This is a genomic window from Pseudomonas fluorescens (genome assembly GCF_001307275.1).
GTDB classification, from domain to species: domain Bacteria; phylum Pseudomonadota; class Gammaproteobacteria; order Pseudomonadales; family Pseudomonadaceae; genus Aquipseudomonas; species Aquipseudomonas fluorescens_AA.
The window spans coordinates 4,658,014-4,680,061 of the sequence record NZ_CP012831.1 but is presented as its reverse complement, the minus strand read 5'-3'; the positions used below and the strand labels follow the sequence as shown (position 1 = coordinate 4,680,061).

The following is a 22,048-nucleotide window of genomic DNA, read 5'->3' as shown; positions in this document are numbered from 1 at the left end:
GGGACATCTCCTGTCGGTCAAGTCGGTCAGAATGGACTGGCGGTTGGCCGCACGATCAATTCGCTGACGTCTACGTCCGCTGGTTGTTCGATGGCGTAGGCGATTGCCCGGGCGATGGCTTCGGCCGGAATGGCGATCCTGCGGAACTCACGCATTTCGGCACGTCCACCTTCATCGGAAATGCTATCGGCCAGTTCCGATTCGGTCACACCGGGGGAAATCACCGTCACCCGCACATCGCCCCCGACTTCCTGGCGCAAGCCTTCGGAAATCGCGCGCACGGCGTACTTGGTGGCGCAGTACACGGCGGCCGTCGGGCTGACGGCGTAGGCACCGATGGAGGCGATGTTGATGAACTGGCCGCTGCGTTGACGCTGCATCAACGGCAGGCCGGCGGCGATACCGTGGAGCACGCCGCGGATGTTGACGTCGATCATGCGATCCCACTCCTCGACTTTCAGCGCCTCGAGCTTGGAGAGCGGCATGACCCCGGCATTGTTGATGATCACGTCGACCCGACCGAATCGCTCGACAGCAAAGTCGACGAAGTCCTGGACATCCTCACGACGGGTCACGTCCACGGCCTTGCAGACCGCCTGCTGGCCGGCGGTTTCGAGTTCCTGCACCAGTGTTTGCAAACGATCGATGCGCCGCGCGCCAAGCACGACACGAGCACCGCGAGCCGCAAGCAACCGCGCCGCGGCTTCACCAATCCCGCTGCTGGCGCCGGTGATGACCACAACTTTGTTTTGAATATCGGACATGATGGTTCCCTCGTCTGGCTGTATTGGCTCCCGGTGGGAGCGTTTTGACAGGTCCAGATTAGGGAACCGACCGAGGCCAGGGTTAGCCGGATCCTCCTGCGCACTTGCACAATCCTGTAGCGATAGATCCGACTCTGGTCGACAGCCGCGCAATCGGTTTTACTAGCGCGGTCTATTCATTTTGGCCAGGGAGGTTGCTCGGCATGTCGGTATCCACGTCCATCCACATTGCGCCAGACGACAACGTCAATCAGCGTCGCGCCGAACTGGCGAGCCTGATGATGCGCTTCGCCCCGGAATTCGGCGTCCACCCCACGGCCATCGAGGCGTTGCACCTGATCCGCAGTGACCAGCCGACCGAAGCCCTGCACGTCGTGCACAAACCTGGTTTGTGCGTGATTGTCGAGGGGCGCAAGGAAGTGCACCTGGCGGACGAATGCTACGTGTATGACCCGCTCAATTACCTTGTCGTCTCGGTGACCCTGCCGTTGGCCGGCCAGGTGATTGAAGCCAGTCCCGAGCGCCCCTACCTGTGCATTCGCCTCGACATCGATCCGGCACAGATCTGCCGCCTGATCGCCGACGCCAGCCCCATCGGCGTGCCGGCCGAAAGAACCGGACGCGGGTTGTTCCTGGATCGCATCGATGCGCCATTACTCGACGCGGTGTTGCGCTTGCTGCGGCTGCTGGACAGCCCGGACGATATCGCCACCCTCGCGCCGTTGGCCCAACAGGAGATTTTCTACCGGCTGCTGCGTGGCGCCCAAGGCCAGCGCTTGCACGAAATCGCCATTCCCGACACCCAGACCCATCGCATCAGCCGCGCCATCGAGTGGCTCAACACCCATTACGCCGAGCCGTTGAGCATCGACAGCCTGGCACAAATGATCAATCTCAGCCCTTCGGCCCTGCATCACCGCTTCAAAGCCGTGACCGCCATGAGCCCGCTGCAATACCAGAAACAGTTGCGCCTGCAGGAAGCCCGACGGTTGTTGTTGGCGGAGAACAGCGACGTTTCGTCAATCGGCTACAAGATGGGGTATGAAAGCCCTTCGCAGTTCAGCCGCGAATACAGCCGTCTATTTGGCGCCTCGCCGAGCAAAGACATCGCTCGTTTGCGTGCCCAGGCCCTGCAAGCCACGAGCGCCTGATCCTGCACACAAACAGGATCAGGCAAAACCAGGACAGTATCCGTCTAACGCCCGCCCCCGCCTCGCCCCTAATCTGAACCCATGCAGCAAGACAACCGTCCCGGCTGCAACGGGTTCAGCAGATCACGACATCTGAACGACCCGGCACTCAACCTGATATGACCGGAGTCTTTACCATGAAAACGCTCAACACCTTGATCGCCGTTACCACCCTCGCCCTGAGCGCCAGTGCGTTTGCCCTGCCGAGCCAGCAGCAAGACCGTTTCTTCACCTGGGCTGGCGATTACCAGCAGCCGGTGGCCGCTGATGGCGCGGATCGGACGCCTGGAGGGCAGACACTCGCGGCCGATGGTGCCGATCGGACGCCTGGAGGGCAGACACTCGCGGCCGATGGTGCCGATCGGACGCCAGGGGGCCAGACCTTGGCCGCTGATGGTGCCGAGCGGACGCCTGGAGGGCAGACGCTCGCAGCCGATGGTGCTGACCGTACACCTGGGGGCCAGACCTTGGCTGCTGATGGTGCCGAGCGTACCCCCGGAGGGCAGACGCTCGCAGCCGATGGTGCTGATCGTACGCCTGGGGGCCAGACCTTGGCTGCTGATGGTGCCGACCGCACCATGACCCGGCGCCTGGCATGATCAGGCAACTTTTCCATAGACGAAAAAAAACCCGCCTAGGCGGGTTTTTTGAGGACCAATTTGACTCCCTGTCCGGCATTCCATGCCTGGTCCAATCATCCATGACCCCAAGCACTCCCTGTACTCAGTGGATGAACATAGATTAGGCCTACCGGTGACTTGGAGAAAGACGAGAAAGCAGCAACGGCGTGTAAGCGTTTCGCTATAGGACTCTTTCCTGGCTTTTCAACGGGCGAAAAAAAACCCGCCGAAGCGGGTTTTTCCAAGACCATTACGACTCCCTGTCGATAGCTAATCCTTGCATGGTCGATCGTCCCTGATCCTGAGCACTTCCTGTGCTTCAGTGGATAAGTCCAGATTACGCCTCGGATCCAAAATGAAATAGACGACATAGCTACCATCTCGTGTAAGACATTCGCTATACCTGCCCCTCCGAAAACCCTTAGCTCTGCCAGCCGGCCAACTCAAGGCCTGTGCAGGAACGCTTCAATATTGGCCATCTGCTCGTCCCAGCCACGGCTGTCCATGCGAAAAGCCTTGAGTCGGCGTGCCTCGGGAATGTTGTTGAAACCCGACTCCACGACTTTGAGCAAGGTACCGCCATCCATGTCTTCAAGTTCGAATTGCACTCGGGTTTCGGACTCCTGGGAATAATCTACCTGCGGCTCGACAGCGTAAGGATGCCAGCGAAACGAGAAGACCCGCTCGGGCTCCACCCGCTCCACCGCTACGTCCCAGATAAGGTGTTCGTAACCTGGATAAGTAATTTGCCCTTGGGTACGCTCGCCTGCCACAAACCGTTTCCCCTCAAGGGCGACACCGAACCATTGGCCGAAGGCTTCGGCATTGGCCAGGGCGCGCCAGACCTGGGAGCGCGGGGCCTTGAGCAGGATCTTTCTTTCAATGCGGTCGGATGAATGCATGAGTCACCTCCTGTGTTTCAACAGTAGGCTTGTAAGACCACAAGGCCAACCGGAAAGTTGTATCAGACCGTCGTTTAGCACTCGCCAACTTTAAAACAGCACGGCGCGATGTAAACTCCCTCGGCGCTTCCACCCCCTCAAGGAGAGACCCAACATGTCCCTACGCTTGCTTCTGGCCCTGACGCCACTGCTTTTTGTCGCCATTGCCCAGGCCGACGACTGCGCTGACGCCACTACTCAAGGCGAAATGAACCAATGCGCAGCCAAAGAAAACAAGGCCGCCGACAATGAACTGAACAGTTTGTACAAGCAGATCACCGCACGCCTGAAGGACAATCCCGAAGCCAAGAAAATGCTGGTCAAGGCTCAGCGTGCCTGGATAGGCTTCCGTGATGCCGAATGCGAATTCTCCGCCTCTGGGGTTGAGGGCGGCAGTGTCTATCCGCTGATCTATGACAATTGCATCACCGCCCAGACCAAGGCTCGGGTCGAGGCGTTCAAGACCTATCTCAAGTGCAAGGAAGGGGATTTGAGCTGCCCCGTACCCGAGGCTTGACAGCCAGGATGCAAAAAAGGATGACCTCTGCAGGTCATCCTTTTTTTGGCCCAACGCTTTTATTTCGGAAAAAACAAAACCCCTACCTGCGTCAGCAGATAGGGGTTTCGGAATTTAATCTTGACGATGACCTACTCTCACATGGGGAAACCCCACACTACCATCGGCGATGCATCGTTTCACTTCTGAGTTCGGGATGGGATCAGGTGGTTCCAATGCTCTATGGTCGTCAAGAAATTCGGTAGCCAGCGCGTGCCTTGCGGTCACGTTCCAGCGAATGGGTATGCGATAGTTTGTGTGTTGCAATCGAGCGTCGCGAACTTTCGGTTCGTTTCGTCTTCACACACCGCAATCTGGTCTCGTTCGCCCTGGGGCTTGGAGTTTACAAATTGCTTGGGTGTTATATGGTCAAGCCTCACGGGCAATTAGTACAGGTTAGCTCAACGCCTCACAGCGCTTACACACCCTGCCTATCAACGTCGTAGTCTTCGACGGCCCTTCAGGGGACTCAAGGTCCCAGTGAGATCTCATCTTGAGGCAAGTTTCCCGCTTAGATGCTTTCAGCGGTTATCTTTTCCGAACATAGCTACCCGGCAATGCCACTGGCGTGACAACCGGAACACCAGAGGTTCGTCCACTCCGGTCCTCTCGTACTAGGAGCAGCCCCTCTCAAATCTCAAACGTCCACGGCAGATAGGGACCGAACTGTCTCACGACGTTCTAAACCCAGCTCGCGTACCACTTTAAATGGCGAACAGCCATACCCTTGGGACCGGCTTCAGCCCCAGGATGTGATGAGCCGACATCGAGGTGCCAAACACCGCCGTCGATATGAACTCTTGGGCGGTATCAGCCTGTTATCCCCGGAGTACCTTTTATCCGTTGAGCGATGGCCCTTCCATACAGAACCACCGGATCACTAAGACCTACTTTCGTACCTGCTCGACGTGTCTGTCTCGCAGTCAAGCGCGCTTTTGCCTTTATACTCTACGACCGATTTCCGACCGGTCTGAGCGCACCTTCGTACTCCTCCGTTACTCTTTAGGAGGAGACCGCCCCAGTCAAACTACCCACCATACACTGTCCTCGATCCGGATAACGGACCTGAGTTAGAACCTCAAAGTTGCCAGGGTGGTATTTCAAGGATGGCTCCACGCGAACTGGCGTCCACGCTTCAAAGCCTCCCACCTATCCTACACAAGCAAATTCAAAGTCCAGTGCAAAGCTATAGTAAAGGTTCACGGGGTCTTTCCGTCTAGCCGCGGATACACTGCATCTTCACAGCGATTTCAATTTCACTGAGTCTCGGGTGGAGACAGCGCCGCCATCGTTACGCCATTCGTGCAGGTCGGAACTTACCCGACAAGGAATTTCGCTACCTTAGGACCGTTATAGTTACGGCCGCCGTTTACCGGGGCTTCGATCAAGAGCTTCGCGTTAGCTAACCCCATCAATTAACCTTCCGGCACCGGGCAGGCGTCACACCCTATACGTCCACTTTCGTGTTTGCAGAGTGCTGTGTTTTTAATAAACAGTCGCAGCGGCCTGGTATCTTCGACCGGCGTGGGCTTACGCAGCAAGTGCTTCACCCTCACCGGCGCACCTTCTCCCGAAGTTACGGTGCCATTTTGCCTAGTTCCTTCACCCGAGTTCTCTCAAGCGCCTTGGTATTCTCTACCCAACCACCTGTGTCGGTTTGGGGTACGGTTCCTGGTTACCTGAAGCTTAGAAGCTTTTCTTGGAAGCATGGCATCAACCACTTCGTCACCCAAAGGGTAACTCGTCATCAGCTCTCGGCCTTAGAATCCCGGATTTACCTAAGATTCCAGCCTACCACCTTAAACTTGGACAACCAACGCCAAGCTGGCCTAGCCTTCTCCGTCCCTCCATCGCAATAACCAGAAGTACAGGAATATTAACCTGTTTTCCATCGACTACGCTTTTCAGCCTCGCCTTAGGGACCGACTAACCCTGCGTCGATTAACGTTGCGCAGGAAACCTTGGTCTTTCGGCGTGGGTGTTTTTCACACCCATTGTCGTTACTCATGTCAGCATTCGCACTTCTGATACCTCCAGCAAGCTTCTCAACTCACCTTCACAGGCTTACAGAACGCTCCTCTACCGCATCACTTACGTGATACCCGTAGCTTCGGTGTATGGTTTGAGCCCCGTTACATCTTCCGCGCAGGCCGACTCGACTAGTGAGCTATTACGCTTTCTTTAAAGGGTGGCTGCTTCTAAGCCAACCTCCTAGCTGTCTAAGCCTTCCCACATCGTTTCCCACTTAACCATAACTTTGGGACCTTAGCTGACGGTCTGGGTTGTTTCCCTTTTCACGACGGACGTTAGCACCCGCCGTGTGTCTCCCATGCTCGGCACTTGTAGGTATTCGGAGTTTGCATCGGTTTGGTAAGTCGGGATGACCCCCTAGCCGAAACAGTGCTCTACCCCCTACAGTGATACATGAGGCGCTACCTAAATAGCTTTCGAGGAGAACCAGCTATCTCCGAGCTTGATTAGCCTTTCACTCCGATCCACAGGTCATCCGCTAACTTTTCAACGGTAGTCGGTTCGGTCCTCCAGTCAGTGTTACCTAACCTTCAACCTGCCCATGGATAGATCGCCCGGTTTCGGGTCTATTCCCAGCGACTAGACGCCCTATTAAGACTCGCTTTCGCTACGCCTCCCCTATTCGGTTAAGCTCGCCACTGAAAATAAGTCGCTGACCCATTATACAAAAGGTACGCAGTCACCCAACAAAGTGGGCTCCCACTGCTTGTACGCATACGGTTTCAGGATCTATTTCACTCCCCTCTCCGGGGTTCTTTTCGCCTTTCCCTCACGGTACTAGTTCACTATCGGTCAGTCAGTAGTATTTAGCCTTGGAGGATGGTCCCCCCATATTCAGACAAAGTTTCTCGTGCTCCGTCCTACTCGATTTCACTTCTAAGATCCTTTCGCGTACAGGGCTATCACCCACTATGGCCGCACTTTCCAGAGCGTTCCGCTAAAATCAAAGAAGCTTAAGGGCTAGTCCCCGTTCGCTCGCCACTACTAAGGGAATCTCGGTTGATTTCTTTTCCTCAGGGTACTTAGATGTTTCAGTTCCCCTGGTTCGCTTCTTGCACCTATGTATTCAGTACAAGATAACCATCTTATGATGGCTGGGTTCCCCCATTCAGACATCTCCGGATCACAGTCTGTTTGCCGACTCCCCGAAGCTTTTCGCAGGCTACCACGTCTTTCATCGCCTCTGACTGCCAAGGCATCCACCGTATGCGCTTCTTCACTTGACCATATAACCCCAAGCAATCTGGTTATACTGTGAAGACGACATTCGCCGAAAATTCGATCTTGCTCAAAGAGCAACTCACAAATTTTACCTTAGCCTGATCCGTTACCAGTGAAAGTAACGTTCAGTCTATCTTTCTATCACATACCCAAATTTTTAAAGAACGAACTAGTCAAAGACTAGAAATCAACATTCACCATCGAACCGATGGAATGCTCATTTCTAAGCTTTATACAATCGAAGCAGTAGTGGTGGAGCCAAGCGGGATCGAACCGCTGACCTCCTGCGTGCAAGGCAGGCGCTCTCCCAGCTGAGCTATGGCCCCGTATTTCTACAGGCGTTTCCCACACAAAATTGGTGGGTCTGGGCAGATTCGAACTGCCGACCTCACCCTTATCAGGGGTGCGCTCTAACCAACTGAGCTACAGACCCAATTTCGGGCTGCTTCTTTCGTCTTCTTCAATGAATCAAGCAATTCGTGTGGGAGCTCATGAAGCAGCTGCGGTCGTCGATTAAGGAGGTGATCCAGCCGCAGGTTCCCCTACGGCTACCTTGTTACGACTTCACCCCAGTCATGAATCACACCGTGGTAACCGTCCCCCCGAAGGTTAGACTAGCTACTTCTGGTGCAACCCACTCCCATGGTGTGACGGGCGGTGTGTACAAGGCCCGGGAACGTATTCACCGCGACATTCTGATTCGCGATTACTAGCGATTCCGACTTCACGCAGTCGAGTTGCAGACTGCGATCCGGACTACGATCGGTTTTGTGGGATTAGCTCCACCTCGCGGCTTGGCAACCCTCTGTACCGACCATTGTAGCACGTGTGTAGCCCAGGCCGTAAGGGCCATGATGACTTGACGTCATCCCCACCTTCCTCCGGTTTGTCACCGGCAGTCTCCTTAGAGTGCCCACCATAACGTGCTGGTAACTAAGGACAAGGGTTGCGCTCGTTACGGGACTTAACCCAACATCTCACGACACGAGCTGACGACAGCCATGCAGCACCTGTCTCAATGTTCCCGAAGGCACCAATCCATCTCTGGAAAGTTCATTGGATGTCAAGGCCTGGTAAGGTTCTTCGCGTTGCTTCGAATTAAACCACATGCTCCACCGCTTGTGCGGGCCCCCGTCAATTCATTTGAGTTTTAACCTTGCGGCCGTACTCCCCAGGCGGTCAACTTAATGCGTTAGCTGCGCCACTAAGAGCTCAAGGCTCCCAACGGCTAGTTGACATCGTTTACGGCGTGGACTACCAGGGTATCTAATCCTGTTTGCTCCCCACGCTTTCGCACCTCAGTGTCAGTATCAGTCCAGGTGGTCGCCTTCGCCACTGGTGTTCCTTCCTATATCTACGCATTTCACCGCTACACAGGAAATTCCACCACCCTCTACCATACTCTAGCTCGACAGTTTTGAATGCAGTTCCCAGGTTGAGCCCGGGGCTTTCACATCCAACTTAACGAACCACCTACGCGCGCTTTACGCCCAGTAATTCCGATTAACGCTTGCACCCTCTGTATTACCGCGGCTGCTGGCACAGAGTTAGCCGGTGCTTATTCTGTCGGTAACGTCAAAACACTAACGTATTAGGTTAATGCCCTTCCTCCCAACTTAAAGTGCTTTACAATCCGAAGACCTTCTTCACACACGCGGCATGGCTGGATCAGGCTTTCGCCCATTGTCCAATATTCCCCACTGCTGCCTCCCGTAGGAGTCTGGACCGTGTCTCAGTTCCAGTGTGACTGATCATCCTCTCAGACCAGTTACGGATCGTCGCCTTGGTGAGCCATTACCTCACCAACTAGCTAATCCGACCTAGGCTCATCTGATAGCGCAAGGCCCGAAGGTCCCCTGCTTTCTCCCGTAGGACGTATGCGGTATTAGCGTCCGTTTCCGAGCGTTATCCCCCACTACCAGGCAGATTCCTAGGCATTACTCACCCGTCCGCCGCTCTCAAGAGGTGCAAGCACCTCTCTACCGCTCGACTTGCATGTGTTAGGCCTGCCGCCAGCGTTCAATCTGAGCCATGATCAAACTCTTCAGTTCAAACATCTTTGGGTTTTGAGAAAACCCTAAACTTGGCTCAGCAATCGTTGGTTACATCTTTGATTTCTCGCGGAGTAACTTGTGATGCTGATAATCTGTTGACTAGCAGTCTAACTCCACAAGCACCCACACGAATTGCTTGATTCAGTTGTTAAAGAGCGGCTGGCTGAGTCTTTCGTCTCAACCGAGGCGCGCATTCTACAGCGCCTCGCGTATCTGTCAAGCGGTTATTTTCAGAAGCTTTCAAAGTTTCCTTTTCAACTTCAACCACTTGCGCTTCCGATCTCTCGTTAGCGGGAGGCGAATTCTACAGCGTTACTCGCTGCTGTCAACACCTCTTTTTCACCGCTTTCGACCGAGAAGATCGAACCGCACATAGAGCCAAACAACACCACTCTATCTGCTCCTTCCTGGCTTCGATGAACTGAAGCCCCGCACCTTCGAAACCTACTTAACTCGTTGAATCTCAAGGAGTTTTCCGTTTCGACTGCGCCGGAAGTGGGGCGAATTATAGACGTCCAGAATTTGCCGTCAACCCTTAATTTGATTTTTCTATCTACAGCCCGACATGACACTTAAATATGCCCGGTATATAGACGGAATCGCTGCACATGCGCAATATACTGCTCAACGCAGCCTCCCCCGCCTTTATTCTGGACGACACTTCGTAATGACGCTCCCCCCACATCGCAGCCTGGCCTCCACCCTGTACCCGGTTGCCTTGCTATTGATAGCCATGGCTTCCATTCAAGCAGGAGCCTCCCTCGCCAAAAGCATGTTCCCGATAGTGGGTGCACAAGGCACTACGACGCTGCGCCTCATTTTTGCCAGCCTCATCATGCTGTTGATGCTACGCCCCTGGCGCGCCAAGCTCACCGGCCAATCCCTGCGCACGGTGATCGTTTACGGCATGGCACTGGGCGGTATGAACTTCCTCTTCTATATGTCAGTTCGCACCGTTCCACTGGGCATTGCCGTGGCGTTGGAATTTACCGGGCCTCTGGCAGTCGCCATTTACGCCTCCCGCCGGGCGATCGACTTTCTCTGGATTGCCTTGGCAGTGGTTGGCCTGCTGCTGCTCATACCGACCGGCGCGACCAGTGCCGGTATCGATCTGGTTGGCGCCGGCTACGCGCTGGGTGCCGGTGTCTGCTGGGCGTTGTACATCCTGTTTGGTCAGAAAGCCGGAGCGGACAATGGCGTGCAGACCGCAGCACTGGGCGTCATGATCGCGGCCCTGTTCGTCGCACCTATCGGCATTGTCCACGCCGGCGCCGCACTGCTCACACCGAGCCTGATTCCAATCGCCCTCGGCGTCGCCATCCTGTCCACAGCCCTGCCCTACACGCTGGAAATGATCGCCCTGACTCGAATGCCTGCCCGCACCTTCGGCACCTTGATGAGCGTCGAACCGGCAATCGCGGCCTTGTCGGGGCTCGTCTTTCTCCAGGAGTACTTGTCCCTGGCCCAATGGATGGCCATTACCTGCATCATCCTCGCGTCGGTGGGCGCAACGCTGACCATGGCCAGCACCGCAAAGCCTGCTGTCGCGGTAGATTGAATCGGGATTTAACGAAGGTCTGGCATTTGCCGCGCATTTAGGCCATGTTTAGGCCAGTAACCTAATGCCAGACATGGATTTTTTCATACAGGACGTCATGAACGCTTCAAGCAAGAGCGCACACGATCGCACGCAGACATAAGATCCGCGGCGGTCATAAGGACGGGAATGAAACGAATTTTGATACTGATCGCCGTACTTGCAATAGCGGGCTGTGCGGCAACATCGAAAAGTGAAGTCAAACGCGGCAAAAAGGGTCTTCACATCAATTGCTCCGGCCTGTCCTCATCCTGGGACCAGTGCGCTGCCAGTGCCGCCAATTCATGTGCTCCCAAGAGTTACAAGGTCATTGCCAAGTCCGGCGACGCCGTCGAAGAACCAGGGGATTATCCCTTCGGGCTCAATCCCGCCGGCTATACCAGTCGCAGCATGATCGTCATCTGCAAATAGATCAGCTTAGCCAAGCCCCTGTTCGGCGATTCGACGACTGATTTCCTCATGGCTGGACTTGAGGACATCACGCTGGACCTGCGGCGTGACCAGCATCCGCGCGACAACCAACGCCCCCACGCATTGAGACAGAATGGCCCAGGCCAGGCTGTCGCTTCCCAATATCCGTGCCCAGTTTTCGTGCAAACGACAGATCCATGTTTGCGCCGCCTCCTTCACCTGGACATCCGATCGTGCGATCTCAGCGCCCAGTACCGGTAACGCACATCCTGCCTCGGGCTGCTCGACATGGCTCATGCTCAAGTACTGCTTGAGGCAGCGCTCCAGTTTCATCGAGTCCAAGGCGCCGTCGCCGCTCAAGCGATCCAGGCTTTGAGCCAACTCCCGCTCAACAATGGCCTTGAAAAGCTCATCCTTGGACGAGAAGTGGCTATAGAACGCACCGCCACTCAACCCGATCGCTTTCATCAGGCCGTCGACACCGACCGTAGAGAAACCGGATTTCTTGGCGGACACGGCACTGCTGGCGAGCAGTTTCTCGCGGGTTTCCATTTTGTGATTGGCTGAATAACGCATGGTCCTGCCCCTGATTGCTCACCTTGACGCTTGCCGGACCTTAGCATAACGTCCGTTTAGTTAACGATCGTTTACCCATGAGGCTGACCATGAATAATAAGAAGGTCGTACTGGTTGTTGGCGCGGGCGATGCCACCGGCGGAGCGATTGCCAAACGCTTTGCACAGGAAGGTTTCGTGGCCTGTGTTACCCGTCGCAGCGCTGACAAACTCCAGCCGCTTGTGGATGGAATCCGCGCTCAAGGCGGCGAAGCCCACGGGTTTGCCTGTGATGCACGTAAAGAAGACGATGTGATTGCACTCATCGAGCAAATCGAGAACCAGATCGGCCCGATCGAAGCCTTTGTGTTCAACATCGGCGCCAACGTCCCCTGCAGCATCCTCGAAGAAACCGCACGCAAGTACTTCAAGATTTGGGAGATGGCCTGTTTCTCAGGTTTTCTCAATGCACGGGAAGTGGCCAAGCGCATGGTCAAGCGCCAACGCGGAACCATCCTGTTTACCGGGGCGACGGCGGGATTGCGCGGCGCTTCGGGGTTCGCTGCATTCGCAGGCGCCAAACATGGCATCCGCGCACTGGCCCAAAGCATGGCCCGGGAGCTGGGGCCGCTGAATATTCATGTGGCCCATGTGGTGGTGGATGGCGCCATCGACACCGACTTCATCCGCGATCATTTCCCGGAAAAATATGCCACCAAGGATCAGGACGGCATCCTGAATCCTGAACACATCGCCGACAACTACTGGTATCTGCACAGCCAACCTCGCGACGCCTGGACCTTCGAGCTGGACCTGCGCCCCTGGAATGAACGCTGGTAAGCCCTCCCCTCACAACAACAAGAGAGCAGGTACCATGAGCAAATCAGTGGAGTTTTACTTCGATCTCGGCAGCCCGACCACGTACCTGGCCTATACCCAGTTGCCGGCGCTGTGCGCGCAGACAAACAGCCAGTTGATCTATCGTCCGATGTTATTGGGCGGCGTCTTCAAGGCAACCGGCAACGCATCACCGGCGACAGTGCCAGCCAAGAACCCTTACCTGTTCAAGGATCTGAATCGCTTCGCCAAGCGCTACGGCGTCGCCTTCCAGTTCAATCCATACTTCCCCGTCAACACATTGCTGCTGATGCGCGCGGTGACCGCCATGCAACTGCGCCATCCCGAACGCTTCGAGGCCTTCGTCGATTGCCTGTTCCGCGCCTTTTGGGTGGACGCCCGCAACCTCAATGACCCAGCGACTGTCGCAGCTGTCCTGAACGAAGGCGGTTTCGACGCCGACCATGTGCTGGCCCTGACGAACGACGAGCAGGTCAAGCAAGCACTCAAGAGCGCCACCGAAGACGCCATCGGACGCGGCGTGTTCGGTGCCCCGAGCATGTTTGTCGGTGACGAGCTGTTCTTCGGCCAGGATCGGCTGGACTTCGTCCGTGAAGCCCTCGCCTGATGCTCTACCTCAAATCGCTATCGTCCGGGTGTTGAGCCACTGCAGTGCGTCACCGTCCAGCAACGGGCTCAATCGACGCTGAACCTCGGCGTGGTAGGCGTTGAACCAGTCTTTTTCGTCCTGGGTCAGCAGCGAAGGCTCCAGGCAACGGGTGTCGATCGGGCACAGCGTGAGGGTTTCGAACTCAAGGAACTCGCCGAACTCGCTGCTTCCGGCTTCGCGGTTCAACACCAGGTTCTCGATGCGCACACCCCAGCGGCCGGGACGATAAGTGCCCGGCTCGATCGAGGTGATCATGCCGGCCTGCATCGCCGTTTGCGGCGCGGCAGCGGCTTGATAGGCAATCACCTGCGGGCCTTCGTGGACATTGAGGAAATAGCCGACACCATGGCCGGTACCGTGGCCGTAATCGACCTGCTCCGCCCAGATCGGCGCACGGGCGATGGCATCCAGCAAGGGCGAAAGAATGCCCCGCGGAAATTTGGCCCGGGACAGGGCAATCACACCCTTGAGCACACGGGTGCAGTCACGCTTCTGCTCGGCGGTGGGCGTTCCGACCGGCACCATGCGGGTGATGTCAGTGGTGCCCCCCAAGTACTGGCCCCCGGAATCGATCAGCAACAGGCCATCACCTTCGATGACGGCATGGGCCTCTTGCGTGGCATGGTAATGGGGCATCGCGCCGTTGGCGTTAAAGGCGGCGATGGTATTGAAGCTCAGGGAGACGAAATCCGGCCGACGTGTGCGGGCGGCAGTCAGGTGCTCGTCGATGGTCAACTCGGTGATACGCTCGCGCCCCCAGGCCCCTTCCAGCCAGGCGAAGAATTCACAGAGCGCCGCGCCGTCCTGCTCCATGGCCCGACGGATGTGCTCGGCGTCGGCCAGGCTTTTACGGGACTTGGCCAACGTCGTTGGATTAAGACCTTCGATCAGCTTCACGCCACTGCCGAGGTTATCCAGCAAGCCGACCGTCACCCGCGCTGGGTCGACCTGCAGATTCGCGCCATCCGGCACTTCGCGCAACGCGGCGGCGGCTTCGCTGTAATCGCGCAGGGTCACGCCGTCCTGCTCCAGAACCGCACGCAGCGCTGCGTCAACCTTGTCCAGGGCCACGAACAGCGTTGCTTGCTGCTGGCTGATCAAGGCAAAGGAAACGAACACGGGGTTGAACGATACATCTGCTCCGCGCAGGTTGAACAACCAGGCGATGTCATCCAGCGTGGCGATGAAATGCCAGTCGGCACCACGCTCCTGGAGGGATTCGCGCAGCTTGGCGAGTTTTTCGACCCGGCTGACGGTCGCCTGGGGCGGCAAATGGGCGTAGACCGGTTGATCCGGCAAGCCTGGGCGATCGGTCCAGACGTCCTTGAGCAGGTCGATGTCGGTGCGCAACCGCGCGCCGCGTTCGGCGAGCTTGCCGCCCAGGGTGCGGGCCGATGCCACGGCCATGACCGCACCGTCGACCGCAACCACTGCGCCTTCAGGCGTTTGTTCGGCCAGCCAGTCCAGGGGACCGGGCTGGCCTGGAATCAGCTTGACCAGCTCGATACCACTGCCCTCCAGCTCCTTGGTGGCCTGCTCCCAGTAACGGCTGTCGGCCCAGACGCCGGCGAAACTGCCGGTCACGATCAAGGTACCCACCGAACCATGGAACCCCGACAACCATTGCCGCCCCTGCCAATAGCCCGGCAGGTATTCAGACAGGTGCGGGTCGGCCGATGGCACCAGCAACGCGTGAATACCCTCTCGGCTCATCAGTTGGCGGATTCGGGCCAGGCGCTGGGGAACCAGTCCATGGGGCAAAGGCTCGGTGCTCATTGTTTCTCCTGCTCATTGATATTGTTGTTCGATGCCGAATTCGGCTTATGGGGTCGTGGCCCAGAACGCCGGCGCAGTCGCGCACGCCGCCTTGATCAGCCGCACCGCCTCGTCGATATCCTGCTCGGTGGTAAAGCGCCCCAGGCTCAAGCGGATGGTCCGCCCGGCCGCACGGGCGTCGTGCCCCAGGGCCAGCAGCACGTGGGACGGGGTGTTGTGCGCCGAATTGCAGGCCGAGGTCGCGGAAAATGCAATCGATGCGCCCAATGTCGCCGAGTTGAACTCACCTTCGTTGAACGTCAGGCTCAACGTGTGGGGAATCCGGCGGCTCGCACTGCCGTTTATACGCACACCAGGCAACGCCAGCAGCGGCTCGAGCAAACGATTGCGCAACCGGACGATTTTAGCGAGTTCTTCGTCGAATGCCGCGGCTGCCAGTTCGAATGCGGCGCCCATGGCTGCAATCTGGTGGGTCGCCAGGGTTCCGGAGCGCAAACCGCCCTCATGTCCACCGCCATGGATCTGCGCCGCTAGCCGTGACCGGGCACGGTCGCCGACGTAGAGCGCACCGATGCCCTTGGGGCCGTAGATTTTATGCGCGGAAAAAGACATCAGGTCCACCGGCCAGCGAGACAGGTCGATCTGCACCTTGCCTGCGCCCTGGGCCGCGTCCACATGGAACAACGCACCGTGCTCGCGAACGATCTCGCCAATGGCGATGATGTCGTTGACGGTGCCCAGCTCGTTGTTCACCAGCATCAGCGAGACCAGGAACGTGTCTTCGCGCAACGCCTCGCGAACCGCTTGCGGGCTGATCAGGCCCTCGGCGTCCGGTGCCAGCCAGGTAACCGCGACGCCACTTTCCTCGAGCTGGCGCGCTGTATCGAGAATCGCCTTGTGCTCGATCAGGCTGGTGATGACATGGCCGGCGGAACCACTGCGTGCCTGGGCCACACCCTTGAGGGCCAGGTTGTTGGATTCGGTGGCGCCGGAAGTCCAGACGATCTGTTCGGGCTGGGCCCCCACCAATTGCGCCACCTGCTGGCGGGCACTTTCCACCGAGCGCCGGGCCTCCTGGCCGAAGGCATGGGAACTGGACGCCGGGTTGCCGAAGTTGCCGTCAAAACCCAGACACTCGACCATGACCCGGATGACCCGCTCATCCACCGGCGTGGTGGCGGCGTAATCGAAATACAACGGACGTTTATTCATAGGAAACTCGCAGAGCCTGCTCCGGGATCAGGCGCCCTCGTTGGGTTCGAGACAAGCAATACCTGATCAAAGACCTTAAAGAAGTCGGACTTCATTTAAAAGTGCGTAGGAACGCTCCTGAACAGCGAGCTTAGCAGGCATCGCCTCGAAGCTCAGCCCTCAACTGATGCTTTCGAGCAACAACGGATACATAGAAGCGACCAACAACAGCGCCATGCCCCAGTTGAACATGCGCAGCCAGCGACGATCACGCAACAGGTTGCGCAACAGGCTGCCGCACACCACCCACAGGCCCACGCTTGGCAGATTGATCAAGGCAAACACCGCCGCAATCACCAGCACATTGAAGAAGTAACCCTGGAGGGGCGTGTAGGTACTGATGGCGCCGATGGCCATGATCCAGGCCTTGGGATTGACCCATTGGAACGCCGCTGCGCCCCAATAGCTGATCGGCGTATTGTTCCCCGGCTGGCTGTCCGAAACCGGGCCGGAGTGGGCTATTTTCCACGCCAGGTACAACAGGTACGCCGCACCGATGTAGCGCAACGCGGTATAGAGCAGTGGATAAGTCTGGAACACCGCGCCCAGGCCAAGGCCCACCGCCAGCACCAGGGAAAAGAAGCCGCAGGTAATACCCAGCATGTGCGGAATGGTGCGGTTGAAACCGAAATTCACACCCGAGGCCAACAACATGGTGTTGTTAGGACCTGGCGTGATCGAAGTCACCAGGGCAAACAGGGCGAAGCCCAGCAGCAGGTCAAGCGAAAGGGTCATGTCAGGTCAGTCCATCAGGGGCGGTCAGTCAAGTCATGACCCTACCCCACGTCCAGACCCAAACCCACGGACAGTTGGGCAAAACTTTGAGCGGTACAGTCCCTCAGCTAGACCGGCCAGGCTGTTGCACGACCTGCTCGGCACTCATCTGGCCCTGATCGTCGAACCCCACGTTTTTCTGCGACGAGCCAAGCAGCTCGGCTTTTTTCGCGTGATATTCCTCGAATGAAAGGCCACGGCGATTCAAGGCTTCAAGGGCCAGCTCGCGGGTCTCGTCGGCGGTGTAGGGGCGCAGTTCCGGGGAAGAGCTGGCGCAACCGCCCAGGAGGGTGGCGGTCAAGAGCAAAAAAACGGCAAAGGTACGGTTCATGGCGGGTGTCCGGTGTTCTGGAGTTAGGCGATGAACAAAGGCTACCCGCCGGTCCTGCGCGGCAGAAATCAACCCTCTCGATAGTGGGTATTGCCTGCCTGGATCAGCCGTTGCGCTTAATCGACCAACTGGCAATGCAGCGCGTTGTCCAGGCTGCGCTCGATATTGCGCAACACCTGGAACGAAGCGAACGTCACGGCCTTGGCGCGGTGAGCCTGAATCAGCCGCCAGAAGCCCTGCTCGCCCTTTTCGACACTTCGAAGTGCCGCCTCGCCTGCCTCGCGGGTCTGCCACTGCAAATAGTTGAGCACGCGTCGACCATCGTCGCTGGCCTGGATACTGGCACTCAGGAACCCCTGGTGGTCCCTGGCCAGGCGCTCGGTCTGTTCCGACAAGGCGGTTACCAGCGCCTGCTGCCATTGAGGTTCGATGTCGAATTCCATCAGTTGGGTGAAACTGCGATTGTTCCTTGGCGATTGCATGAAAGGTCCCCTATGCAGGTCAGGCGAATCTTGCGATCCGAAGGCGTGCAGGGTAAAACCTCTAGTTAACTTGAGGTCAAGCAGTGAATTGAAACGATGGCGCAGATCGATATCCACAAGGAACTCACCGTCGGCCAAGTGGCCGCCCGCAGCGGCGTGGCGGTCACGGCCCTGCACTTCTACGAGTCCAAGGGGCTGATCAAAAGCACGCGCAACCCGGGTAACCAACGCCGTTACCCACGGGCGGTATTGCGTCGCGTGGCACTGATCAAGGTCGCCCAGCGCCTGGGCATTCCGTTGGCGGAAATCGGCGAGGCGTTGAACAACCTGCCAGACAACCGCGCCCCGACGGCCGCCGACTGGCAAACCTTGTCGGCGCAGTGGAGCCGGGACCTGGACGAACGCATCAACCAATTGGTGGCGCTGCGTGATCGACTCAACGGTTGCATCGGCTGCGGATGCCTGTCGATGGAAGCTTGTCCGCTGCGCAACCAGGGCGACGTACTCGGCCAACGCGGGCCGGGGGCTCATCTGCTGGAATAGCCTTGAAGCGTTCGTCGGCCCCTGCGTCCAGCCAGGGTCGCTGGCCTATAGTGGAGGAGCGCAAATCGACGAAGACTCTCTTCGCCTCCCTACAAAAGGAGAAACGTCATGGGCGTCAATGCCATTCCCGAAGGTTTCCATAACATCACGCCCTACCTGGGCATTCAAAAAGCTGCCGAAGCCATCGACTTCTACAAAAAGGCCTTCAATGCCACCGAGGTCATGCGCCTGGCCATGCCCGACGGGGGCATCGGCCATGCCGAGCTGCGGATCAACGGTTATCCGATCATGCTTGGCACGCCTTGCGATCAAGGCCCCTTGAGCAATCCGGACCAATCGCCATCGGTCGGCCTGCATTTATATGTCGAGGACGTGGACAGCGCATTTGCCCAGGCCATTGCCGCCGGCGGCACGGTGATTTCCGAGGTCAAGGACCAGTTCTACGGAGATCGCAGCGGCACCCTGAAGGATCCCTATGGGCATCTGTGGTTCCTCGCGACGCACAAGGAAGATCTGAGCCAGGACCAGATCGAGCAACGGGCCAGGGAGATGTTTCAACAGGGCTGACCGTGTCTGTGGCTAGGGGCCCCGCTCCCTAGCCACAGAAGACACTGAAACTAAACGCGAAACATTTTCTTTCAACTTCCCTTTCGGGATTCTGCTCGCTCGTTCGTCTTAATTAGATGCAGCAGGCCGCGTCGGCAAAAGCCACGGCCTGCCTTTTTGGGTTCACGGTGTTGCAAAGCCCGCAATACGGAACCTTTCATCGAATCAAGACGTTCAATCATGTCGAAGAAATCCCGCTCCAAACTCTGGTTCCTGGTCCATAGCTGGCTGGCATTGCCCATCTGGTTCTTCGTGCTCATCGTCTGCGTCACCGGCACCCTGGCGGTGGTCAGCCAGGAGATCGTCTGGCTGGCCAACCCCGACATGCGGGCCAACAAGCCTTCGGACGAGGCCACGTCGCTCAGCTATGACCAGGTGATCGCCGCGATCAAGCAGGCCCAGCCGCAAACCCAGGTGCAAAGCATCATCCGTCCGGACGAGTCGCATTTTGCGCTGGAAGTCGGCGTGACCTACCCCGACGGACGCCCCGACACGGTCTACGTCAACCCGTACAGCGGCGTCATCCAGGGCTCGGCGCCGACATTCAATTTCCAGGCCTTCACCCGCGCCCTGCATGGCTGGTGGCTGGTGCCGTTCACCAATGGCTACAGTTGGGGCTGGTACCTGGTGTCGTTCCTGGGCCTGCCCTTGCTCGCGTCCCTGGTGACCGGGCTGGTGGTCTACAAGCGTTTCTGGAAAGGCTTCTTTCGTCCGACCCTGCGGATTCGCCATGGCGCACGGATTTTCTGGGGTGATTTCCACCGGCTCAGCGGTATCTGGTCGATCTGGTTCATCGCGGTCATCTCCGTCACCGGCACCTGGTTCCTGATCCAGGCCTTGCTGGGCGACAACCAGATCTCCATTTCCAGCGAACCGGTCATCCCGGTGGTGGCCCGTGAAAACGTGCCGTTGGCCGTTGACGGCCAGGCGCCACCGCAGTTGAACCTGGACCGGGCCATCGAAATCGCCCAGCAACGCATCCCGGGACTGGAAGCGAGTTTCATCAGCCTGCCCGGCAATGCCTACAGCCATCTGGAAATCGGTGGCCGCGGGTGGTATCCGCTGATGTTCCAGACCGCCACCATCAATCCCTACAACGGCGACGTGGCCGCCTCCCGGTTGCTGTCGGACCGCACGACCCTGGAGTTCGTCACCGAATCCATGCGGCCCTTGCACACCGGGGACTTCGGCGGCCTCTGGATCAAGCTCATCTGGTTTTTCTTCGGTCTGATCCTGAGCATGATGGTCCTCAGCGGGCTGCTGATCTGGACCAAACGCACGGCCCTGGCCACCGCCAATGCCTTCAAGCGAAGCCAGAAACCCACCCGCGGCGCCCGAATCGCGCAGGCACTGCAACCGTCCGTCCACCGTGAATCGTCGGAGGGCAGCCTGTGAACCCGTCCAATACCGCTTCATCATCACCGTCACGCCTGAGCCTGTTCTGGCATAAATGGCGCTTCCATCTCAACGTGTTGTTGCTGCTGATTCCCCTGGGATTCATGCCCAAATACCTCTCCGAAGCCGCCCTGTTCCGCGGCGATGCAGGGCTTGGCGAGCGGGACATCGGCGAAGTCCAGGTCGGTCCCTGGAGCCTGCGCCTGGCGGAGTTTCGCAACGAAGCCCCACGGACCGAAGGGCCCGCCGGGCCGATGAAGCACTTCAACGCGGCCCTGTGCCAGAGCTGTATCGGCCAGGTCAAGGCCACCTACCTGCGCATCGGCAAGCCTCGTAGCCTGCGGGCCGCCGGGGTGATTTTCTTTGGCTCGCCCTATCGCATGGGCGCCTTGTTGCCGGTCCCGCCAAAGACCCAGCCCGATGCCGAACTGTGGATAACCCTCGAGGGTTGGGACGGTTCGATGCACCAGGCCTCCATTCCCCTGAGCCAGGCCTCCCCGGCCACCCTCGCCTGGCTGAAGAACCAAGGACCCAAACCATGACCTTCCGCGCTTTATCCAAGGGCCTGGCGCTGCTGTTCTGCGCAGGCGCAAGCACCAGCGTCCTGGCCCACAACCCGATGTGCGAGTGCAAGGCCATCGACGCCGAGCAGATCCAATGCACCGGCGGTTTTTCCGACGGCAGCGGTGCACCCGGAGTGACCCTGGACGTGATCGGTTATGACGAAACCATCCTCGTTCCGGGCAAGCTCGGTGCCGACTCGAAGCTGACCTTCAAGAAACCGAACGCTGAATTCTACGTGCTCTTCGACGCCGGCCCCGGCCACGTGGTGGAAATCGACCAAGCCGACATCGAGGCCCCATGAGCAACGCCACGACTCAAGTCATCCGCCCCGCCGGCGCGGGCCATGAAACCCTGTATGTGTTGCTGTTGTGCCTGGTCATCGTGCTGGTGGCCGGGTCCGTGGTGGCCTGGCATGGAAAGGCCGAGGACACGCCTCACCTGGCCTCGAACCAGCTCGACGCCCGCCGCGACCTCAGCGCCGCCGAGCAAGGCATCTATGCCGACCTGCGGGTGACCCTGGATGAAATCCGCTTGCTGCGCGAAGACCAACCCACCCTGCCCAGTCCGCCAACCCTGGCCGAAGAAGGCTTCGCGCCGTTCGCCCAGGACGCCAGCTCCGTCAGCCGGGGCGGCCACGCCTGGCAAAAACTGCAGGACCAGGCCTACTTCGGCGCCAGTGCCAATCCGTCGGTGGCCGGTTCGTTTCTGATGCGCATCGGCGAAACGTCCGACGCCGCCCCGGACATCTGGCTCAACCGCGGCACTGGCCTCGCGACGCCCTCCGCGCTGGACGATGCGGCTTTGTCCGCCGCCGGCTGGCAACAGATCGTCGCGCAATTCGATGCCGGCGTAACCCGCCAGCACCGGCACTGACCCCACG

Annotated in this window: 21 protein-coding genes, 2 tRNA genes and 3 rRNA genes; 13 read left to right on the top strand and 13 right to left on the bottom strand. The window is 58.3% G+C overall.

Features of this window, described 5'->3' with window-relative positions; translation table 11 throughout:
- Positions 1–26 precede the first annotated feature (26 nt).
- Entirely contained in the window at positions 27–764 is a 738-nt protein-coding gene (locus AO356_RS21055; protein ID WP_060741378.1) for an SDR family oxidoreductase, read from the bottom strand.
- Positions 765–967: 203 nt separating this feature from the next.
- On the opposite strand from AO356_RS21055, the gene AO356_RS21050 reads away from it, so the two are divergent.
- The gene (locus AO356_RS21050) at positions 968–1,915 is read left to right on the top strand and encodes an AraC family transcriptional regulator (RefSeq protein WP_060741377.1); all 948 of its coding nucleotides are present in this window, start codon (positions 968–970) and stop codon (positions 1,913–1,915) included.
- 176 nt (positions 1,916–2,091) lie between these two features.
- Positions 2,092–2,553 (top strand): hypothetical protein, encoded by a 462-nt coding sequence (locus tag AO356_RS21045; RefSeq protein ID WP_060741376.1) that lies wholly within the window; start codon positions 2,092–2,094, stop codon positions 2,551–2,553.
- Positions 2,554–3,017: 464 nt separating this feature from the next.
- On the opposite strand, the gene AO356_RS21040 is transcribed toward AO356_RS21045, so the two are convergent.
- Complete coding sequence (locus tag AO356_RS21040) at positions 3,018–3,476, bottom strand: SRPBCC family protein (RefSeq protein ID WP_060741375.1); 459 nt, start codon at positions 3,474–3,476, stop codon at positions 3,018–3,020.
- 154 nt (positions 3,477–3,630) lie between these two features.
- On the opposite strand from AO356_RS21040, the gene AO356_RS21035 reads away from it, so the two are divergent.
- The gene (locus AO356_RS21035) at positions 3,631–4,032 is read left to right on the top strand and encodes a lysozyme inhibitor LprI family protein (RefSeq protein ID WP_060741374.1); all 402 of its coding nucleotides are present in this window, start codon (positions 3,631–3,633) and stop codon (positions 4,030–4,032) included.
- Between the two features lie 118 nt (positions 4,033–4,150).
- Here the strand turns inward: AO356_RS21035 and rrf are convergent.
- The 5 genes from rrf to AO356_RS21010 form a co-directional block, all read right to left on the bottom strand.
- Positions 4,151–4,266 (bottom strand): 5S ribosomal RNA (gene rrf / locus AO356_RS21030).
- Between the two features lie 170 nt (positions 4,267–4,436).
- Positions 4,437–7,328 (bottom strand): 23S ribosomal RNA (locus AO356_RS21025).
- Positions 7,329–7,573: 245 nt separating this feature from the next.
- Positions 7,574–7,649 (bottom strand) — tRNA-Ala (locus AO356_RS21020).
- A 30-nt stretch (positions 7,650–7,679) separates the two neighbouring features.
- A tRNA-Ile gene (locus AO356_RS21015) sits at positions 7,680–7,756 on the bottom strand.
- 81 nt (positions 7,757–7,837) lie between these two features.
- Positions 7,838–9,374: ribosomal RNA gene (locus AO356_RS21010) — 16S ribosomal RNA — on the bottom strand.
- The 16S, 23S and 5S rRNA genes sit together here with 2 tRNA genes alongside, the layout of an rRNA operon.
- A 670-nt stretch (positions 9,375–10,044) precedes the next feature.
- Between AO356_RS21010 and rhtA the strand changes: the two genes are divergently transcribed.
- Together rhtA and AO356_RS21000 are read left to right on the top strand one after the other, a co-directional pair.
- Positions 10,045–10,935, top strand: coding sequence for a threonine/homoserine exporter RhtA (gene rhtA, locus AO356_RS21005; protein WP_060741373.1), 891 nt, complete (start codon positions 10,045–10,047; stop codon positions 10,933–10,935).
- Between the two features lie 168 nt (positions 10,936–11,103).
- Entirely contained in the window at positions 11,104–11,385 is a 282-nt protein-coding gene (locus AO356_RS21000; RefSeq protein ID WP_060741372.1) for a hypothetical protein, read from the top strand.
- Between the two features lie 6 nt (positions 11,386–11,391).
- Here the strand turns inward: AO356_RS21000 and AO356_RS20995 are convergent, their stop codons facing one another.
- Positions 11,392–11,961 (bottom strand): TetR/AcrR family transcriptional regulator, encoded by a 570-nt coding sequence (locus AO356_RS20995; protein ID WP_060741371.1) that lies wholly within the window; start codon positions 11,959–11,961, stop codon positions 11,392–11,394.
- Positions 11,962–12,050: 89 nt separating this feature from the next.
- On the opposite strand from AO356_RS20995, the gene AO356_RS20990 reads away from it, so the two are divergent.
- Together AO356_RS20990 and AO356_RS20985 are read left to right on the top strand one after the other, a co-directional pair.
- Positions 12,051–12,779, top strand: a complete 729-nt coding sequence (locus tag AO356_RS20990; RefSeq protein ID WP_060741370.1) for an SDR family oxidoreductase — start codon at positions 12,051–12,053, stop codon at positions 12,777–12,779.
- Between the two features lie 34 nt (positions 12,780–12,813).
- A complete protein-coding gene (locus AO356_RS20985) occupies positions 12,814–13,404 on the top strand; it encodes a 2-hydroxychromene-2-carboxylate isomerase (RefSeq protein WP_060741369.1) in 591 nt (196 codons plus the stop codon).
- Positions 13,405–13,413: 9 nt separating this feature from the next.
- Here the strand turns inward: AO356_RS20985 and AO356_RS20980 are convergent, their stop codons facing one another.
- The 5 genes from AO356_RS20980 to AO356_RS20960 all read right to left on the bottom strand — a co-directional run bounded on the left by AO356_RS20980 (position 13,414) and on the right by AO356_RS20960 (position 18,060).
- Positions 13,414–15,222 carry an aminopeptidase P family protein gene (locus AO356_RS20980; RefSeq protein ID WP_060741368.1) on the bottom strand — a complete coding sequence of 603 codons (1,809 nt, stop codon included), beginning with the start codon at positions 15,220–15,222 and terminating at the stop codon, positions 13,414–13,416.
- Between the two features lie 45 nt (positions 15,223–15,267).
- Positions 15,268–16,434: a cysteine desulfurase family protein gene (locus AO356_RS20975; RefSeq protein WP_060741367.1), complete on the bottom strand. Its 1,167-nt coding sequence runs from the start codon at positions 16,432–16,434 to the stop codon at positions 15,268–15,270.
- 159 nt (positions 16,435–16,593) lie between these two features.
- Positions 16,594–17,208 (bottom strand): LysE family translocator, encoded by a 615-nt coding sequence (locus AO356_RS20970; RefSeq protein WP_060741366.1) that lies wholly within the window; start codon positions 17,206–17,208, stop codon positions 16,594–16,596.
- Positions 17,209–17,311: 103 nt separating this feature from the next.
- Positions 17,312–17,578, bottom strand: coding sequence for a hypothetical protein (locus AO356_RS20965; protein WP_060741365.1), 267 nt, complete (start codon positions 17,576–17,578; stop codon positions 17,312–17,314).
- 116 nt (positions 17,579–17,694) lie between these two features.
- Positions 17,695–18,060 (bottom strand): antibiotic biosynthesis monooxygenase, encoded by a 366-nt coding sequence (locus tag AO356_RS20960; protein ID WP_060741364.1) that lies wholly within the window; start codon positions 18,058–18,060, stop codon positions 17,695–17,697.
- Between the two features lie 96 nt (positions 18,061–18,156).
- Between AO356_RS20960 and soxR the strand changes: the two genes are divergently transcribed.
- From soxR to AO356_RS20930, 6 genes are all read left to right on the top strand, one after another.
- Positions 18,157–18,603: a redox-sensitive transcriptional activator SoxR gene (gene soxR / locus AO356_RS20955; RefSeq protein WP_060741363.1), complete on the top strand. Its 447-nt coding sequence runs from the start codon at positions 18,157–18,159 to the stop codon at positions 18,601–18,603.
- A gap of 108 nt (positions 18,604–18,711) precedes the next feature.
- On the top strand, positions 18,712–19,170 hold the full coding sequence (locus AO356_RS20950) for a VOC family protein (protein ID WP_060741362.1): 459 nt from the start codon (positions 18,712–18,714) through the stop codon (positions 19,168–19,170).
- Between the two features lie 219 nt (positions 19,171–19,389).
- On the top strand, positions 19,390–20,604 hold the full coding sequence (locus tag AO356_RS20945; protein WP_060741361.1) for a PepSY-associated TM helix domain-containing protein: 1,215 nt from the start codon (positions 19,390–19,392) through the stop codon (positions 20,602–20,604).
- Positions 20,601–21,146 carry a hypothetical protein gene (locus AO356_RS20940; RefSeq protein ID WP_060741360.1) on the top strand — a complete coding sequence of 182 codons (546 nt, stop codon included), beginning with the start codon at positions 20,601–20,603 and terminating at the stop codon, positions 21,144–21,146. The genes AO356_RS20945 and AO356_RS20940 overlap by 4 nt, the downstream gene beginning before the upstream one ends.
- Positions 21,143–21,469: a hypothetical protein gene (locus AO356_RS20935; protein ID WP_060741359.1), complete on the top strand. Its 327-nt coding sequence runs from the start codon at positions 21,143–21,145 to the stop codon at positions 21,467–21,469. The genes AO356_RS20940 and AO356_RS20935 overlap by 4 nt, the downstream gene beginning before the upstream one ends.
- Positions 21,466–22,041, top strand: coding sequence for a DUF6162 family protein (locus AO356_RS20930; RefSeq protein ID WP_060741358.1), 576 nt, complete (start codon positions 21,466–21,468; stop codon positions 22,039–22,041). The genes AO356_RS20935 and AO356_RS20930 overlap by 4 nt, the downstream gene beginning before the upstream one ends.
- The last annotated feature ends 7 nt before the right edge of the window (positions 22,042–22,048 follow it).

Bases quoted from the DNA above. Each gene is read 5' to 3' on its own strand.
- AO356_RS21055 (WP_060741378.1), bottom strand. From the start codon at position 764: ATGTCCGATATTCAAAACAAAGTTGTGGTCATCACCGGCGCCAGCAGC.
- AO356_RS21050 (WP_060741377.1), top strand. From the start codon at position 968: ATGTCGGTATCCACGTCCATCCACATTGCGCCAGACGACAACGTCAAT.
- AO356_RS21045 (WP_060741376.1), top strand. From the start codon at position 2,092: ATGAAAACGCTCAACACCTTGATCGCCGTTACCACCCTCGCCCTGAGC.
- AO356_RS21040 (WP_060741375.1), bottom strand. From the start codon at position 3,476: ATGCATTCATCCGACCGCATTGAAAGAAAGATCCTGCTCAAGGCCCCG.
- AO356_RS21035 (WP_060741374.1), top strand. From the start codon at position 3,631: ATGTCCCTACGCTTGCTTCTGGCCCTGACGCCACTGCTTTTTGTCGCC.
- rhtA (WP_060741373.1), top strand. From the start codon at position 10,045: ATGACGCTCCCCCCACATCGCAGCCTGGCCTCCACCCTGTACCCGGTT.
- AO356_RS21000 (WP_060741372.1), top strand. From the start codon at position 11,104: ATGAAACGAATTTTGATACTGATCGCCGTACTTGCAATAGCGGGCTGT.
- AO356_RS20995 (WP_060741371.1), bottom strand. From the start codon at position 11,961: ATGCGTTATTCAGCCAATCACAAAATGGAAACCCGCGAGAAACTGCTC.
- AO356_RS20990 (WP_060741370.1), top strand. From the start codon at position 12,051: ATGAATAATAAGAAGGTCGTACTGGTTGTTGGCGCGGGCGATGCCACC.
- AO356_RS20985 (WP_060741369.1), top strand. From the start codon at position 12,814: ATGAGCAAATCAGTGGAGTTTTACTTCGATCTCGGCAGCCCGACCACG.
- AO356_RS20980 (WP_060741368.1), bottom strand. From the start codon at position 15,222: ATGAGCACCGAGCCTTTGCCCCATGGACTGGTTCCCCAGCGCCTGGCC.
- AO356_RS20975 (WP_060741367.1), bottom strand. From the start codon at position 16,434: ATGAATAAACGTCCGTTGTATTTCGATTACGCCGCCACCACGCCGGTG.
- AO356_RS20970 (WP_060741366.1), bottom strand. From the start codon at position 17,208: ATGACCCTTTCGCTTGACCTGCTGCTGGGCTTCGCCCTGTTTGCCCTG.
- AO356_RS20965 (WP_060741365.1), bottom strand. From the start codon at position 17,578: ATGAACCGTACCTTTGCCGTTTTTTTGCTCTTGACCGCCACCCTCCTG.
- AO356_RS20960 (WP_060741364.1), bottom strand. From the start codon at position 18,060: ATGCAATCGCCAAGGAACAATCGCAGTTTCACCCAACTGATGGAATTC.
- soxR (WP_060741363.1), top strand. From the start codon at position 18,157: ATGGCGCAGATCGATATCCACAAGGAACTCACCGTCGGCCAAGTGGCC.
- AO356_RS20950 (WP_060741362.1), top strand. From the start codon at position 18,712: ATGGGCGTCAATGCCATTCCCGAAGGTTTCCATAACATCACGCCCTAC.
- AO356_RS20945 (WP_060741361.1), top strand. From the start codon at position 19,390: ATGTCGAAGAAATCCCGCTCCAAACTCTGGTTCCTGGTCCATAGCTGG.
- AO356_RS20935 (WP_060741359.1), top strand. From the start codon at position 21,143: ATGACCTTCCGCGCTTTATCCAAGGGCCTGGCGCTGCTGTTCTGCGCA.
- AO356_RS20930 (WP_060741358.1), top strand. From the start codon at position 21,466: ATGAGCAACGCCACGACTCAAGTCATCCGCCCCGCCGGCGCGGGCCAT.